Annotated in this window: 15 protein-coding genes and 1 riboswitch; of the genes, 13 read left to right on the top strand and 2 right to left on the bottom strand. The window is 67.0% G+C overall.

What is annotated here, in order from left to right; all coding sequences use genetic code 11:
• Positions 1–45: 45 nt before the first annotated feature.
• From SLQ31_RS16255 to SLQ31_RS16245, 3 genes are read left to right on the top strand one after another with little or no spacing between them, the layout of a single operon-like run.
• The gene (locus tag SLQ31_RS16255; RefSeq protein WP_319434357.1) at positions 46–738 is read left to right on the top strand and encodes a TetR/AcrR family transcriptional regulator; all 693 of its coding nucleotides are present in this window, start codon (positions 46–48) and stop codon (positions 736–738) included.
• A 45-nt stretch (positions 739–783) separates the two neighbouring features.
• On the top strand, positions 784–1,275 hold the full coding sequence (locus SLQ31_RS16250) for a VOC family protein (protein ID WP_319434355.1): 492 nt from the start codon (positions 784–786) through the stop codon (positions 1,273–1,275).
• The gene (locus SLQ31_RS16245; protein WP_319434353.1) at positions 1,272–2,732 is read left to right on the top strand and encodes an FAD-binding protein; all 1,461 of its coding nucleotides are present in this window, start codon (positions 1,272–1,274) and stop codon (positions 2,730–2,732) included. Before SLQ31_RS16250 ends, SLQ31_RS16245 begins: the two co-directional genes overlap by 4 nt.
• Before the next feature lie 30 nt (positions 2,733–2,762).
• Here SLQ31_RS16245 and SLQ31_RS16240 read toward each other — a convergent pair whose 3' ends face one another.
• Together SLQ31_RS16240 and SLQ31_RS16235 are read right to left on the bottom strand one after the other, a co-directional pair.
• Positions 2,763–4,655: an ABC transporter ATP-binding protein/permease gene (locus SLQ31_RS16240; RefSeq protein WP_413642314.1), complete on the bottom strand. Its 1,893-nt coding sequence runs from the start codon at positions 4,653–4,655 to the stop codon at positions 2,763–2,765.
• A 127-nt stretch (positions 4,656–4,782) separates the two neighbouring features.
• Positions 4,783–6,345, bottom strand: a complete 1,563-nt coding sequence (locus tag SLQ31_RS16235; RefSeq protein WP_319434348.1) for an FAD-dependent monooxygenase — start codon at positions 6,343–6,345, stop codon at positions 4,783–4,785.
• A gap of 86 nt (positions 6,346–6,431) precedes the next feature.
• On the opposite strand from SLQ31_RS16235, the gene secA2 reads away from it, so the two are divergent.
• From secA2 to SLQ31_RS16185, 10 genes are all read left to right on the top strand, one after another.
• The gene (gene secA2 / locus SLQ31_RS16230) at positions 6,432–8,702 is read left to right on the top strand and encodes an accessory Sec system translocase SecA2 (protein WP_319434693.1); all 2,271 of its coding nucleotides are present in this window, start codon (positions 6,432–6,434) and stop codon (positions 8,700–8,702) included.
• Between the two features lie 9 nt (positions 8,703–8,711).
• Complete coding sequence (locus tag SLQ31_RS16225) at positions 8,712–9,314, top strand: CDP-alcohol phosphatidyltransferase family protein (RefSeq protein WP_319434346.1); 603 nt, start codon at positions 8,712–8,714, stop codon at positions 9,312–9,314.
• Positions 9,301–10,215, top strand: coding sequence for a DUF881 domain-containing protein (locus SLQ31_RS16220; RefSeq protein WP_319434344.1), 915 nt, complete (start codon positions 9,301–9,303; stop codon positions 10,213–10,215). The genes SLQ31_RS16225 and SLQ31_RS16220 overlap by 14 nt, the downstream gene beginning before the upstream one ends.
• 25 nt (positions 10,216–10,240) lie before the next feature.
• Entirely contained in the window at positions 10,241–10,573 is a 333-nt protein-coding gene (locus tag SLQ31_RS16215) for a small basic family protein (protein ID WP_319434342.1), read from the top strand.
• Positions 10,536–11,369 (top strand): DUF881 domain-containing protein, encoded by an 834-nt coding sequence (locus SLQ31_RS16210; protein ID WP_413642229.1) that lies wholly within the window; start codon positions 10,536–10,538, stop codon positions 11,367–11,369. The genes SLQ31_RS16215 and SLQ31_RS16210 overlap by 38 nt, the downstream gene beginning before the upstream one ends.
• 37 nt (positions 11,370–11,406) lie before the next feature.
• A complete protein-coding gene (gcvH, locus tag SLQ31_RS16205; protein WP_319434340.1) occupies positions 11,407–11,802 on the top strand; it encodes a glycine cleavage system protein GcvH in 396 nt (131 codons plus the stop codon).
• 156 nt (positions 11,803–11,958) lie between these two features.
• Complete coding sequence (gene garA, locus SLQ31_RS16200) at positions 11,959–12,444, top strand: glycogen accumulation regulator GarA (protein WP_319434338.1); 486 nt, start codon at positions 11,959–11,961, stop codon at positions 12,442–12,444.
• Positions 12,444–13,175 (top strand): MerR family transcriptional regulator, encoded by a 732-nt coding sequence (locus tag SLQ31_RS16195; protein ID WP_319434336.1) that lies wholly within the window; start codon positions 12,444–12,446, stop codon positions 13,173–13,175. The genes garA and SLQ31_RS16195 overlap by 1 nt, the downstream gene beginning before the upstream one ends.
• Before the next feature lie 48 nt (positions 13,176–13,223).
• Positions 13,224–13,718: a bifunctional nuclease family protein gene (locus tag SLQ31_RS16190; RefSeq protein WP_319434334.1), complete on the top strand. Its 495-nt coding sequence runs from the start codon at positions 13,224–13,226 to the stop codon at positions 13,716–13,718.
• Positions 13,719–13,957: 239 nt separating this feature from the next.
• Positions 13,958–14,593 (top strand): MerR family transcriptional regulator, encoded by a 636-nt coding sequence (locus tag SLQ31_RS16185; RefSeq protein ID WP_319434333.1) that lies wholly within the window; start codon positions 13,958–13,960, stop codon positions 14,591–14,593.
• A gap of 14 nt (positions 14,594–14,607) precedes the next feature.
• A riboswitch (glycine riboswitch) is annotated at positions 14,608–14,705 on the top strand.
• Positions 14,706–14,710 lie beyond the last annotated feature (5 nt).

Raw genomic sequence — 14,710 nt, 5'->3', positions numbered from 1 at the left:
CAGTAAAAGCAAGAGCGGTGATCTCGAATGTGCGAGACTCGGCGCATGGGCAAGCGGGAGGAGTCGCGGCAGCGCATCGAGACGCAGATCGTCGAGCTGGGACGACAGCAGTTGGCCACGGCCGGCGCGGCCGGGCTGTCGGTGCGCGCGATCGCCCGCGAACTGGGCATGGTGTCGTCGGCGGTGTACCGCTACGTCGCGAGCCGCGACGCCCTGCTGACCCTGCTCCTGGTCGACGCGTACTCCGACCTGGCCGACGCCGTCGGGCGGGCCCGGGCCGGCACCGACGCCGGCTGGCGAGCCGACGTTGCGACGATCGCCCACGCGCTGCGGCAGTGGGCGACCGACCAGCCGGCCGACTGGGCGCTGCTGTACGGCACTCCGGTGCCCGGCTACCAGGCCCCTGCCGAACTGACTACCGGACCGGGCACCCGGGTGATCGGCATGCTCTTCGACGCGGTCGCCAGCGGCGTGATCACCGGAGACATTGCGCTCACCGAACACCATGCCGCGCAACCGATGTCGGCCGATCTGGTCCGGGTGCGCGACGAGTTCGGGTTCCCCGGCGACGACGCGTTGGTGATCCGATGCACCGCAGTCTGGGCCCTGATGGTCGGCGCTGTCAGCCTCGAGATCTTCGGTCAGTACGGCACCGACACGTTCAGCGATACAGGTGCGTTGTTCGACGAACAGATTCGCCTTGCCCTCGACCTATTGACGGCGGGACCGCAAAACTAGAACACGTTCTAGCCACACCGGCAGGCCGGGGATATCCTCAAACCGATGACTAGCCAGACACCTGTCCAGATCGCCTGGGTGACCCGCGATCTGGACGCGACCGAAGCGGTCTTGACGACGCTGCTCGGGGCCAGGAAATGGATACGAATGCCCGACGTGCATTTCGGGCCGGACACCTGCGTGCACCGCGGCGCGCCCGCCGACTACCACGCCGACATCTCGCTGAGCTACGCCGGCGACACCCAGCTGGAGCTCATCGCGCCGACCCGCGGTGAGAACATCTACACCGAGTTCCTCGACGAAAGCGGCCCCGGCCTGCACCACATCTGTGTGGAGGTTGCCGATGCTGAGGCCTTCGAGGCCGCGCTGGCGGACGCCGAAGCGACGGCCCCGGTCGTCGCCCGCGGCTCGATGCCGGGGGGCATGCTGTTCGCCTACCTGGCCGCCCCGACCGCCGGGGTGCCCTACCTAGAGATCGCGTACGTCTCTGACACGATCCGCGCTTTCTACGACTATGTGAAAAAGGAGCAGCAATGAGTGGCCTGGACATCCCCACGACCGTCGACGCCTCAGCAGTGACCGAGTGGTCCGACGACGTCGATGTCGTGGTGATCGGGTTCGGCATCGGCGGGGGCTGTGCTGCGGTCAGCGCCGCGGCGGCCGGTGCGCGAGTTCTGGTGCTCGAGCGGGCCGCCGTGGCAGGCGGCACCACCTCGATGGCGGGCGGGCATTTCTACCTCGGCGGTGGCACCGCCGTGCAGCAGGCCACCGGTCACAGCGACAGCGTCGAGGAAATGTATAAGTACCTCGTCGCGGTGTCCCGCGAACCCGAACTCGATAAGATCCGCGCCTACTGCGAGGGCAGCGTCGACCACTTCAACTGGCTCGAAGAGCTCGGGGTCGCCTTCGAGCGCACCTACTACCCGGAAAAGGCTGTCATTCAGCCGAATACCGAAGGCTTGATGTTCACCGGCAACGAGAAGGTGTGGCCGTACAAGAACATGGCGGTGCCTGCCCCGCGCGGTCACAAGGTCCCGGTTCCGGGTGACACCCAGGGCGCGGCCATGGTGATCGACCTGTTGCTCAAGCGGGCCGCCGAGTTGGGCGTCCAGATCCGTTACGAGACCGGCGCCTCAAACCTCGTCGTGGACAACGATTCCGTCGTCGGGGTGGCGTGGAAGCGCTTCAACGAGACGGGGTCGATCCGGGCGAAGTCGGTGGTGATCGCGGCCGGCGGGTTCGTGATGAATCCCGACATGGTCGCCGAGTTCACTCCCAAGCTGGCCGAAAAGCCGTTCGTGCTTGGCAACACCTATGACGACGGGCTGGGCATCCGGCTCGGCGAGTCGGTGGGTGGCGCCACTAAGCATATGGACCAGGTGTTCATCACCGCCCCCGTCTACCCGCCGTCCATCCTGCTTACCGGCATCATCGTCAACAAGTTCGGCAAGCGGTTCGTCACTGAGGACGGGTACCATTCGCGCACTTCGGGTTACGTGATGGACCAGCCGGACAGCGCGGCGTTCCTGATCGTCGACGAGGCGCACATGCAGCGCCCGGAAATCCCGCTGATCACCTTCATCGACGGGTGGGAGACCGTCGAAGAGATGGAGGCGGCGCTGGGCATCCCGACGGGCAATCTGGTCGAGACGCTGAGCAACTACAACAAGCACGCCGCCAACGGCGAGGACCCGGAGTTCCACAAGCAGCCGGAATTCCTTGCGCCGCAAGACAAGGGACCCTGGGGCGCCTTCGACCTGACACTGGGCAAGGCGATGTACTCCGGGTTCACCGTCGGCGGTCTGGCCACCGATATCAACGGCGAGGTATTGCGCGCCGACGGCAGCGCGATCCATGGTCTGTACGCGGCCGGGGCCTGCGCATCCAACATCGCCCAGGACGGCAAGGGCTACGCGAGCGGCACCCAGTTGGGGGAGGGCTCGTTCTTCGGTCGCCGCGCCGGAACGCACGCCGCCGCGACCGCGAAAGGCTGACCGCCAGAAGGCCTTAGCCCGTCACGGCGACTACACCGTGACGGGTTCGTTGCCTTCGACGTTGCCCAGCCGCCATTCGCCGCCGCCGAGCAGTTCGAGATGCTTGGCGTGGTGCTGCTCAACGGTGCTGCGGTGGCTGACGCTGACCAGGATGGTGTTCGGCAGTTCACTGCGGACCATCTCGTAGAGGGCGAACTCCAGACCCTCGTCGAGCGCGGAGGTGGCCTCATCGAGGAAGACCGCCTTCGGCCGGGTCAGCAACACGCGAGCGAACGCGATGCGCTGCTGCTCTCCCGGGGAGAGCACCTTGGCCCAGTCTTGGACTTCGTCGAGGCGGATGGCCAAGTGGGACAACGCGACGTTGGCCAGCACCCGCTGCAACTGGTCGTCGCTGATATCGCCGGTGGCCGCCGGATACGACACCACCGTGCGCAGATCACCCAACGGCACATACGGCATCTGCGACAAGAACATCGTGTCGTGGTCGTCGGGGCGGCACAGGGTGCCCGAGGTGTAGGGCCAGAGCTGGGCCAGGCTGCGCAGCAGGGTGGTCTTGCCCGCCCCCGAGGATCCGGTGATCACCAGGGTCTCGCCCGGCTCCAGCCGCAGGTCGATCGGGTCGACCAGCTGGCTGCCGTCGGGTTTGCGAACCTCCACCTGCCGCAGCTCCACCGAGCCGTCGTGGCTGGCAACGGTGGTCAGCTTCGGCAGCTCGCGCGCCTCGGCGTTGGTGTCCACCAACCCATGCAGACGGATGATGGCCGCACGGTAGGCGGCGAACGAGTCGTAGGCGTTGCGGAAGAACGACAGCGAATCGTGGATGGACCCGAATGCGCTGGACGACTGGGTGACGTCACCGAGATCGATCGCGCCGGAGAACAGCCGCGGCGCCTGGATCACCAGCGGAAGCGGATTGATGATCTGGCTCATCGACAGGTTCCAGCCGGTCAGCGCGATGGTGCGGTTCACATACCGGCGGTAGTTGGCGATGATCGCGGCGAACTTGGTGCGCAGCAGGGTTCGCTCGACATCCTCGCCTCGGTAGAAGCCGACGGCCTCGGCGGCGTCACGCAGCCGGACCAGTGCGTAGCGGAATACGGCGTTGGTGAGCTCGTTGCGGAAACTCAGCTTGATCAGCGGGCGGCCGATCCAGAACGCGATGATCGTCGCGAACACCACGTAGACCAGCACCACCCAGAACAAGGCGTGGCCCAGGGTGACGCCGAGGAACGTCAGTGGACCGGACAGGTTCCACAGGATCACGGTGAACGAAACGACCGTCACCAACGAGTTGATGGCCCCGAACAGAAGCGTGCTGGAACTGCCGATCATCGGCTGGTTCGGCGAGGTGCCCACCCCGGCGGTGAAGAGGTCGATGTCGTACTGGATCCGCTGGTCGGGGTTGTCGATATCGCTGTCGGTGAAGCGGGTGCGGTAGTAGGCGTGATCGTCGAGCCAGTCGCAGGTGAGCCGGTCGGTGAGCCACACGCGCCAGCGGATGATGAACCGCTGCATCAGGTAGATGTCGAGCATCACCCGGGTGATGTAGATGGTCGCCAGGATGCCGAACAGGATCAGCGCTGCCCAGAAGCCTTTGATACCGGACTGGCGAACTTCGTCATTGCCGCCGCCGGCGCCCTGGAACGCCACCTGCAGCGAGGTGTACAGGTCATTGCTGTAGTAACTGAGCAGCACGTCGAGACGCACCGAGATGATCGTCGACAGCAACACCACGGCAAGCCAGATCCAGACCACGAGGCTCTGCCGGCCCTTGAAGTAATCACCGGTGATCCGCCAGTACTGGCGACCCCAGACGGTGTAGCGGGCCAGCAGAAACAGCACCACCAGGGTCAGAACGGCGCTGATCGCCCACGCCTTGGAAATCCAGATCAGGGACGGGACGAGCTCGTGTCCCCAGTCCATGGACGGGGTGAACTTCTCCAACGCGTTTCTCCTCCTGCGTCGGCGTCACGCACGACGACCGATCCGTGTGGCTTTCCGGCGAACCTACCCTTGCATCCCGGCTAACGCGCGCGCCTGGGTCAGATGACTAGCTAAATGTGAGCTTCACCGCCGCCTTCAGATCCGCGCCGGTGTATGAGTCACGTTCCGTGAAGCAAAGATAGCCGTCGGGCCTGATAACGAAGACCGCGCAGGCGCCCGGCCGGTACCTCGCGGCGAACTCGCCTGCGGAATCGCGGATCAGCGCGAGTTCGGTCTCGGCGACGGCGGCGTCCGGGTCGGCCACCAGATACACGTCCATCCGGCCGTGTGCCGCCTCGACCGCAGCCGCCGCGAGGGCTTCGAGCCCGGGTAGGTCGGCCGCCCCGGCGCCGGCATAGATCAGCGTGGTGTGCCTGCGGCGGTCCAACACCTCGAACAGCCGGACCTGCCCGGTCACCGCCGCCCGGGTCAGGCCCGCCGCATCGGGGGCACGCCGGCCCGCGTTCAGACCATCGGCGCGCTCGGTTGCCGCCACGATCGGGCTGTCGGAATAGTCGATCAGCAGTTGGGCCTCGCGGCGCAAGATGAAGTCGGGATCGACCTCACCGGCGCCGATGCCCTGCTGGGCGTGCCGCACGGTCCGCCCGACCACCTCTTCGCCGACCGCTCTGCGCTCGGCGTCATAGCTGGCCAGCAGGCCGGGCGAGGCGACACCCTGCAGTGCCAGGGCGAGCTTCCAGGCCAGGTTATGGGCGTCCTGGATGCCGGTGTTCATGCCCTGCGCGCCGGTCGGCGGATGGATGTGGGCGGCGTCGCCGGCCACGAACACCCGGTCGCTGCCGTACCTGTCGACGATGCGGTGGCTGATCCCGAACACCGACGACCAGCGCAGGTTGGTCGCCGTCGTCGGCTCCGGCGACAGCCGGTCGAGCACCGCCTGAAGGTGCTGCAGTTCGGGCTTGCGCTCACCGGAGGTGAGTTCGTCGGGCACCAGCATCGTCACCCGGTAGCGCCGACGGCCGGGCAGCGGAACCGCCACCAGGATGTCGTCGGTGACCCCGTCGGTCTGCTTCATGCTGCGCACCACGTGCCCACGCGGCAGCGACCAGTCGACCTCGACGTCCCCGAGCATGTACTGCTCGGTGAACGCACCACCCTCGAAAGACAGACCCAGCGCCTTGCGCACCGCGCTGTGTGCGCCGTCTGCCCCGATCAGGTATTTGACCCGCACGGTCTCTGTGCTGCTCAGCGTGGCCGTCACCCCGTCGGCGTCCTGGTCAAAAGTGTCCAGCCGGACACCGCGCTCGACCTGCACCCCGAGGGCGGCCAGCTCGTCGGCCAGGATGTGCTCGGTGGCGTACTGCGGGATGCCGACGAATCCGAACGGCACATCGGCGGGCACGCTCATGTCCAGTTCGGCCACCCGTGCGCCGTTAACGTAGATGAGCTGGCCGTACAGCGGGATCGCCGCGTCCAGAAATCGGTGCAGCAGGCCCATTCCCTCGAAGATTTCGAGGGTACGAGGTTGCACGCCAATGGCTTTCGCATACAGCGGCGGTTCGACTACGGGGTCGACGATCCGGCAGTGCACTCCGTGACGGGTGAGCTCAAGGGCCGCGGTCAGCCCGATCGGTCCGGCACCGGCGACGAGCACGTCGACATCGGTCATGGCGCCGACGGTACCGTTGACCCGTGGCAAAAGATCGCAAGAGCAGCACTGCCGGACCTGGCCGTATCAGCCGGGGCTTCTGGCGCATGCTGGGTGCCAGCACCGAGAAGACCAAAGCCGAGTCGATGGCCGAGGTGACGGCATCGGCCGAGTTCGACGAGAAGGCCAAGGGCCTCGACGACGATCAGCTGCTCAAGGCGGCTGAACTGCTCGAACTCGGCGACCTCGCCGCCGCGGCCGACGTCCCGCAGTTCCTGGCGATCGCCCGGGAAGCCGCCGAGCGGACGACGACCCTGCGCCCCTTTGACGTACAGCTGCTCGGTGCACTGCGCATGCTCGCCGGGGATGTCGTCGAGATGGCCACCGGTGAGGGCAAGACCCTCTCGGGTGCCATCGCCGCCGCCGGCTACGCGCTGGGCGGGCGCAACGTGCACGTCGTCACCATCAACGACTACCTGGCCCGCCGCGACGCCGAGTGGATGGCTCCGCTGATCGAGGCGATGGGTCTGACCGTCGGCTGGATCACCGCCGAGTCGACGGCCGCCGAGCGCCGCGCGGCCTACAAATGCGATGTCACCTACGCCTCGGTCAACGAGATCGGGTTCGACGTGCTGCGCGACCAGCTGGTCACCGACGACGCCGATCTGGTGTCGCCCAACCCCGATGTCGCCCTGATCGACGAGGCCGACTCGGTGCTCGTCGACGAAGCACTGGTGCCGCTGGTGCTGGCCGGGACCACACACCGCGAGCTCCCGAAGGTCGAAATCGTCCGCCTGGTAGGCGAATTGGCGGCCGGTACCGACTACGACACCGATGCCGAGAGCCGCAACGTCCACCTCACCGAAGAGGGTGCCAAGAAACTTGAAGCCGCTCTCGGCGGCATCGACCTGTACTCCGAGGAGCACGTCACCACCACGCTGACCGAGGTGAACGTCGCCCTGCACGCGCATGTGCTGTTGCTGCGTGACGTGCACTACATCGTCCGCGACGGCGCGGTGCAGCTGATCAACTCCTCCCGCGGCCGGATCGCGCAGCTGCAGCGCTGGCCCGACGGCCTGCAGGCGGCGGTCGAAGCCAAGGAAGGCATCGAGACCACCGAAACCGGCGAGGTCCTCGACACCATCACCGTGCAGGCGCTGATCAACCGCTACCCGACGGTGTGCGGGATGACCGGTACCGCGCTGGCCGCCGGCGAGCAGCTGCGCCAGTTCTACAAGCTGGGGGTCTCACCGATCCCGTCGAATGCGCCCCTTGTCCGCGAGGACGCCGCCGACCGGGTCTACATCACCTCGGCGGCCAAGATCGAGGCGATCATGGAGCACATCATCGAGGTGCACGCCACCGGCCAGCCGATCCTGGTGGGCACCCATGACGTCGCCGAATCCGAGGAACTGCACGAACGGCTGATCCGCCGCGGCGTCCCGGCTGTCGTGCTCAACGCCAAGAACGACGAGGAAGAGGCCGCCGTCATCGCGGAGGCCGGCAAGCTCGGCACGGTCACCGTCTCCACCCAGATGGCCGGCCGCGGCACCGACATTCGCCTGGGCGGGTCGGAGGAAACCGACCACGATAAGGTCGCCGAGCTCGGCGGGCTGCACGTCATCGGCACCGGGCGGCACCTCACCGAACGACTCGACAACCAGTTGCGCGGCCGGGCCGGACGCCAGGGCGACCCCGGTTCGTCGGTGTTCTTCGCCAGCTGGGAGGACGACGTCGTCGTCGCGCATCTGGACGCGGGCAAGCTGCCCACCGACGCCGACGACGCCGGGCAGATCACCAGCCCCAAGGCCGGCACCCTGCTCGACCATGCCCAGCGGGTGGCCGAGGGCCGGCTGCTCGACGTGCACGCCAACACCTGGCGCTACAACCAGCTCATCGCCCAGCAGCGCGCGATCATCGTGGAACGCCGCAACACCCTGCTGAGCACGTCGGCGCCCCGCAACGAGCTCAAGGAGCTGTCGCCGGACCGCTACGAGGAGCTGGCCGAGAAATCCAGCGAGGAGCAGCTGGAGACGATCTGCCGCCAGATCATGCTCTTCCACCTGGACCGAGGCTGGGCCGATCACCTCGCCTACCTGGCCGATATCCGGGAGAGCATCCACCTGCGGGCGCTGGGCCGGCAGAACCCGCTCGACGAGTTCCACCGGATGGCTGTCGACGCGTTCGCGAACCTGGCCGCCGATGCGATCGAGGCATCCCAGCAGACGTTCGAGACAGCCAACATCCTCGAAGAGGAGCAGGGCCTGGACCTGTCGAAACTGGCCCGCCCGACCTCGACATGGACCTACATGGTCCACGACAACCCGCTCAACGACGACACGTTGTCCGCGCTGAGCCTGCCCGGGGTTTTCCGTTAGGTTCTCCTCATGACGGAGCCGCTTGGCGATCGGGTGCTCACGATCCCGAACGTCCTGTCGGTGATCCGGCTCGTTCTGGTGCCGGTGTTCTTGTATCTGCTGCTGGTCACCCACGCGTACGGCTGGGCCGTGGCGATCCTGATGTTCGGCGGGTTCTCCGACTGGGCCGACGGCAAGATCGCGCGGCTGGTGGCCAACCAGTCGTCGCGGCTGGGCGAGCTGCTCGATCCGCTGGTCGACCGGGTCTACATGGTGACCGTTCCACTGGGCCTCGGCGCGGCAGGCGTCGTGCCGTGGTGGCTGGTGGGCACGCTGATCGGGCGCGACCTGGTGCTGGCCGCGACGCTGCCGGTGGTCCGCAGCCGCGGGCTGACAGCACTGCCGGTCACCTACATCGGCAAGGCGGCGACGTTCGCGCTGATGTCGGGCTTCCCGCTGGTGCTGCTGGGGCAGTGGGACGCGTTGTGGAGCCGGGTGATCGGCGCGTGCGGCTGGGGATTCCTGATCTGGGGCGTGGGCATGTACCTGTGGTCCGCGGTTCTCTACCTGCTGCAGGTACGCCTGGTGGTGACCACGCTGCCCAAGGCAGGCGTCAGCGATGCCCACGCCTGACAGCGCGCTGGGCGGTTACGACCCGCTGGCCGGCCGCAGCGAACGCCACACAAAGCGGCCGACGCTGATCCCGCTGCCGGGGCTACTGCGATCGCTGCTGACCGACCACCTCGACCCCGGCTATGCCGCGGCCGCCGCCGAACGCGAGCGCGCCGGGCACTCCCGCCGACCCGTCGCCACCCACGCGTGGCAGGCCCTGGCCGCCCTGCTGATCGCGGCGGTGTTCGCCGCCGCGGTGGCGCAGGCGCGGACCACCGCTCCCGGCGTCAACGCCGCTCAGCAGGTGCTCGCCGCCAGCGTGCGATCCGCCGAGGGCACCACCGACCGGCTCACCCGCCGTCGCGATGAGCTGGCCACCCAGGCCGACGACATCCAGCGCCGTCAGTTGCGCGACGACGCGACCGGACAAGACCTGCTCAGCCGGCTGGATGCGCTGAGTCTGGCGGCAGCCACCACCGCCGTCATCGGACCCGGCCTGACCATCACGGTCACCGACCCTGGGATGGGCCGGGGTCTGTCCGACGTCGCCAACCAGCGGGTGGCGGGCAGCCGCCAGGTCATCCTCGATCGCGATCTGCAGCTCGTGGTGAACTCGCTGTGGGCCAGTGGAGCCGAGGCGATCTCGGTGGGCGGTGTGCGGATGGGTCCCAACGTGACGATCCGCCAAGCGGGTGGCGCCATCCTGGTCGACAATCATCCGATCAGCAGCCCGTACACGATTCTCGCGGTGGGCCCGCCGAACGACATGCGGGACACCTTCGACCACAGCGGCGGCCTGCAGCGGCTGCGGCTGCTGGAGGCGTCCTACGGTGTCGGGGTGAGCGTGGTCAACGGCGACGGCCTGTCGTTACCCGCTGGCGCAGTACGAGAGATTAAATTTGCCAAGCAGATCGGGCCCTAGGTAGGTAAGGAATGGTTCGGCACCAATGATTGGAATCGCCGCCCTCATCGTCGGCATCGTGCTGGGCCTGGTGTTGCACCCCAGCGTCCCCGAGGTCGTCCAGCCCTACCTGCCGATCGCCGTCGTGGCCGCGCTCGACGCGGTGTTCGGCGGGTTGCGGGCCTACCTGGAGAAGATCTTCGACGCCAAGGTGTTTGTCGTCTCGTTCGTGTTCAACGTGCTCGTCGCCGCGCTGATCGTCTACGTGGGCGATCAGCTGGGCGTGGGCACCCAGCTCTCGACGGCGATCATCGTGGTGCTGGGCATCCGCATCTTCGGCAATGCCGCGGCATTGCGCCGCAAGCTGTTCGGGGCCTGAGGTGACCGACAAGGCTGGGCAGGACGCGGGGGAGGACGGGGCGACCGAGCACGGCCGCCACGAACTGCCCGGCACCGCACCACCCCCGGTGCGACGGCCCCAAAGTCGCACGCAGCTGGTGTTCGGTGTCCTTGGCGTGCTGCTGTGCGTGGTGCTCGGCGTCGGCATCGCCACCCAGGTCCGGCAAACCGAGTCCGGCGACGCGCTGGACACCGCGCGTCCGGCCGATCTGCTGGTCCTGCTGGGCTCGCTGCAGCAGCGCGAGGCCGCGCTCAACACCGAGGTCGCCGAGCTCCAGCGCAACCTCGCCGCCATGCAGACCGCGGGCAGCAGCGACCAGGCGGCCATCCAGAACGCGCAGGCCAGGCTGGCCGCACTGTCGATCCTGATCGGCACCGTCGGCGCCAGCGGGCCGGGCGTCACCATCACCATCGCCGATCCCGGACCCGGCGTCGCCCCCGAAACCATGCTCGACGTCATCAACGAACTGCGCGCCGCGGGAGCCGAAGCGATGGAGATCCGTTCCGGGCAGCGCGCCGTGCGGATCGGCGTCGACAGCTGGGTGGTCGGCAGCGCAGGCGCACTGGAGATCGACGCGCAAACTTTGAGCCCGCCGTATTCTGTTCTGGCCATTGGTGATCCACCCACCCTGGCCGCGGCGATGAATATCCCGGGTGGCGCCGTCGACAGCGTCGAACGGGTGGGCGGGCAGATGACCGTCTCGCAGTCCGACCGGGTGGAGATCACCACCTTGCGGCAACCGAAAGCCCGCCAATACGCTCAGCCCGTCAAATGAGCAGCCCGACAAATAGCGATCGACACCGAGGAGCACTGTGAGCGAAATCCCAGCCGACCTGCACTACACCGCCGAACACGAGTGGGTGCAGCGCACCGGTGACAACACCGTGCGGGTCGGCATCACCGACTTCGCTCAGTCCTCGCTGGGCGATGTGGTGTACGTGCAGCTACCCGACGTCGACAGCAACGTCGCGGCCGGCGAGTCGTTCGGGGAGGTCGAGTCGACCAAGTCCGTCTCGGATCTCTACGCCCCCGTCACCGCCAAAGTGATTGCGGTCAACGGCGATCTGGAGGCAAACCCCGGGTTGGTGAACTCCGATCCCTATGGTCAGGGGTGGCTGTTGGACTTGCAGGTCGACGGCGATACGCTCGACCAGGGGTTGGCGGCGCTGCTCGATGCGGACGCCTATCGGGGCACAGTGACGGAATGACATTGTTAGGGTGCCTGCCAACCGCCGATCCGGCGGTGGTGGGCACAACGGCGACCACTGCGCGGTACGGTCGACGTAAGTGATGGTGGAGGCGGACGGGCGCCTTGTGCGGGCACCCCGCCAAGTATCGCCACGGCAGCCAGTGAGGAGCAGCGGGTGACGGACAAGGACCAGAACTCTGGGGCGGACCAGGCGTCTGAGGAAGTCACCGTGGAGACGACATCCGTCTTCCGTGCCGACTTTCTCAACGAACTGGATGCCCCGGCGAGCTCCAGCAGCGATAGCTCGGTGTCCGGGGTCGAAGGCCTCCCGGTCGGCTCGGCGCTGCTCGTGGTCAAGCGCGGACCGAATGCGGGCTCGCGGTTCCTCCTCGACCAGGCGACGACGTCGGCCGGCCGCCATCCAGACTCCGACATCTTTCTCGATGACGTGACCGTCAGCCGTCGGCACGCCGAGTTCCGGTTGGACGGCAACGAATTCCAGGTCGTCGACGTCGGCAGCCTCAACGGCACCTACGTCAACCGGGAGCCCGTCGACTCGGCCACGCTGGCCAACGGCGACGAGGTACAGATCGGCAAATTCCGGCTGGTGTTCCTGACCGGTCCGAAGCCGTCCGACGACGAAGGCGGTCCAGGAAGCTAGTGAGCGCGCCCGATACTCCCGCGCTTGCCGGGATGTCTATCGGAGCGGTCCTGGACCTGCTGCGACCGGACTTCCCGGACGTGACGATCTCCAAGATTCGGTTCTTGGAAGCCGAAGGTCTCGTCACGCCGGAGCGCAGCGCATCGGGATATCGGCGATTCACCGCCCACGACTGTGCGAGGTTGCGGTTCATCCTGACCGCGCAGCGCGACAACTACCTGCCGCTGAAAGTCATCAAGGCGCAGCTCGACGCGCTACCGGACGGCCAACTGCCGCACGCCGGATCGCCTTACGCCGGACCGCGTTTGGTGACGATCTCCGGTGATGAATCAGACGGCGCCGAAGACGCCGCGCGCACCCAGGTTCGCCTGAGCCGCGAGGATCTGCTGGAGCGATCCGGGGTCGACGAGGAATTGGTGGTCGCGCTGTGCAAGGCGGGCGTCATCACCACCGGCCCGGGCGGGCTGTTCGACGAGCATTCGGTGGTCATCGCGCAGTGCGCGCGGGCACTGGGGGAGTACGGCGTCGAACCGCGACACCTGCGGGCATTCCGGTCGGCGGCCGACCGGCAATCCGACCTGATCGCACAGATCGCCGGCCCGGTGGGCAAGGCGACGAAGACCGGTGCCCGCGACCGCGCTGACGACCTGGCGCGCGAAGTGGCGGCCCTGGCCATCACCTTGCACACGTCGCTGATCAAGTCCGCTGTACGAGACGTTCTCGACCGCTGAGGACTAGACTCCGGATGACGGCAACGGGAGCGCGGAGGTCAGACATAAATGGGTGAGGTTCGTGTCGTCGGCATCCGTGTTGAGCAGCCCCAGAACCAGCCGGTTTTGCTGCTGCGGGAATCCAACGGCGACCGTTACCTGCCCATCTGGATCGGCCAGTCCGAAGCCACCGCGATCGCCCTGGAACAGCAGGGTGTCGAGCCGGCGCGGCCGCTCACCCATGACCTGATCCGAGATCTCATTGGCGCACTTGGGCATTCGCTCAAAGAGGTGCGCATCGTGGATTTGCAGGAAGGCACGTTCTACGCCGACCTGATCTTCGACCGCGACATCAAGGTGTCGGCTCGGCCGTCGGACTCGGTGGCGATCGCACTGCGGATGGGTGTGCCCATCTATGTGGAGGAGGCGGTGCTGGCCGAGGCCGGGCTGCTGATTCCCGACGAGGGCGACGACGAGTCCACCGGCGCCGTCCGCGAGGACGAAGTCGAGAAATTCAAGGAGTTTCTCGACAGCGTCTCTCCCGACGATTTCAAGGCGACCTGACCGGGTATGCCCACCCGTGGCTGGTGAAGACCAAGATCACGGATGCGTCTCACTTGGGCGGGACCGGTTCGACACGCGCGACGGATGCCGCGGAGCACGCCCAAGGGCAGCCATACTTTCATCACGACGACGAGCACGACTGCCCGTCGACAAGCGTATGCTGATGAACTCGGACGCAGGGCTTACGCGGTTGGTGAAGCGGTTAACGGGCCATAGTTCGAACGGCGAGAGGAAGCATCGTGGGCGAGCAGCCACGTCAGGGACAGTTAGACCTTGCCGGCGCGACGTCTGGTTCTTTCGAGGCGGATTCAGCCGCCGGCACACCGGTCGGTGAGGCGGTCCAGCCCGGTCTGTTCCCCGATAATTCGGTGCCCGACGAACTCGTCGGCTATCGCGGGCCCAGCGCCTGCCAGATCGCCGGAATCACCTACCGCCAGTTGGACTACTGGGCCCGCACCTCGTTGGTGGTGCCGTCCATTCGCGGCGCAGCCGGCTCCGGCAGCCAGCGGCTGTATTCCTTCAAGGACATCCTGGTCCTCAAGATCGTCAAGCGTCTGCTCGACACCGGCATCTCGTTGCACAACATCCGGGTTGCCGTCGACCATCTGCGTCAGCGCGGTGTTTCGGACCTGGCCAACATCACGCTGTTCTCTGACGGCACAACGGTCTACGAGTGCACCTCGGCCGAAGAGGTCGTCGATCTTTTGCAGGGTGGGCAGGGCGTATTCGGTATCGCGGTCAGCGGCGCGATGCGCGAGCTCTCCGGCGCGATCGCGGACTTCCCGGGCGAGCGTGCCGACGGCGGCGAATCGATCGCCTCGCCGGAGGATGAGCTGGCCTCGCGGCGGAAGAGCCGCGACCGCAAGATCGGCTAGAATCGGCGGCGTATCGCCCGCGCGCGGGAGAGCTTCGTGGCTGCCAGTCACGAACGCCGAAGGAGCAACACCTCTCCGTCAACCTCTCAGGCCCCAGGACCGCGCCTGGCCACGATG

The sequence above is a fragment of the Mycobacterium sp. RTGN5 genome, from assembly GCF_033804465.1.
Lineage (GTDB): Bacteria > Actinomycetota > Actinomycetes > Mycobacteriales > Mycobacteriaceae > Mycobacterium.
Note: the sequence above shows the minus strand (reverse complement) of the source record. Positions and strands in the feature narration are given on the sequence as shown.